The 1,317-nt window shown below is 66.4% G+C and carries 1 protein-coding gene; it reads left to right on the top strand.

All coding sequences use genetic code 11. From position 1 onward, the window contains the following. Window positions 1-1,317 (top strand): aspartate aminotransferase family protein (locus tag DID98_RS35415; protein ID WP_148093557.1); only part of this gene is annotated, 1,317 nt, incomplete at both ends.

The following is a 1,317-nucleotide window of genomic DNA, read 5'->3' as shown; positions in this document are numbered from 1 at the left end:
GCCGCGCCGGCCACCGCACCGCGCACGACGCAGGCACGCTCGACCGCCGAATACCGCGCGCTCGACGCCGCGCACCACATCCATCCGTTCTCGGACATGGGTGCGCTCAATCGCGCGGGCAGCCGCGTGATCGTGAAGGCCGACGGCGTCTATCTGTGGGACTCGGACGGCAACAAGGTCATCGACGGGATGGCCGGCCTCTGGTGCGTGAATGTCGGCTACGGCCGCAAGGAACTTGCCGATGCCGCATATCGCCAACTGCAGGAACTGCCGTTCTACAACACGTTCTTCAAGACCACGCACCCGCCGGTAATCGAACTGTCGGCGATGCTCGCCGAGGTCACGCCCGCAGGCTTCAACCACTTCTTCTATTGCAACAGCGGCTCGGAAGGCAACGATACCGTGCTGCGTCTCGTGCACCAGTACTGGCGCGTGCAGGGCAAGCCGCAGAAGAAGTTCGTGATCTCGCGCAGGAACGGCTATCACGGTTCGACGATCGCCGGCGGCACGCTCGGCGGGATGGGCTACATGCACGAGCAGATGCCGTCGAAGGTCGAGAACATCGTGCACATCGACCAGCCGTATTTCTTCGGCGAAGCTCAAGCCGGCGAAACGCCCGAAGCGTTCGGCCTCGCGCGTGCGCAGCAGCTCGAGGCGAAGATCCTGGAGCTCGGCGCGGAGAACGTCGCGGCGTTCATCGGCGAGCCGTTCCAGGGCGCGGGCGGCGTGATCTTCCCGCCGTCGACGTACTGGCCGGAAATCCAGCGGATCTGCCGCAAGTACGACATCCTGCTCGTCGCCGACGAAGTGATCGGCGGCTTCGGCCGCACCGGCGAATGGTTCGCGCACCAGCACTTCGGCTTCGAGCCGGACCTGATCACGATGGCCAAGGGCCTGACCTCGGGTTACGTGCCGATGGGCGCCGTGGGTATCCATGAACGCGTCGCGCGCCCGATCATCGACAACGGCGAATTCAATCACGGGCTCACGTACTCGGGGCACCCGGTCGCGGCGGCGGTGGCGGTCGCGAACCTGAAGCTGCTGCGCGACGAAGGGATCGTCGAGCGCGTGAAGCACGACACGGGCCCGTACTTCCAGGCGCTGATGCGCGAAACCTTCGCGCGTCACCCGATCGTCGGCGAAGTGCACGGCCACGGGATGGTCGCGAGCCTGCAGCTCGCCGAGTCGCCGGCCGAACGCCGCCGCTTCGCGAACGGCGGCGAGGTCGGCACGATCTGCCGCGACTTCTGCTTCAACGGCAACCTGATCATGCGCGCGACCGGCGACCGGATGCTGCTGTCGCCGCCGCTCGTGATT

The sequence above is a fragment of the Burkholderia sp. Bp8984 genome (genome assembly GCF_003853755.1).
GTDB lineage: Bacteria > Pseudomonadota > Gammaproteobacteria > Burkholderiales > Burkholderiaceae > Burkholderia.
The sequence above is the reverse complement of the archived record's forward strand: the minus strand, read 5'-3'. Positions and strand labels throughout refer to the sequence as shown.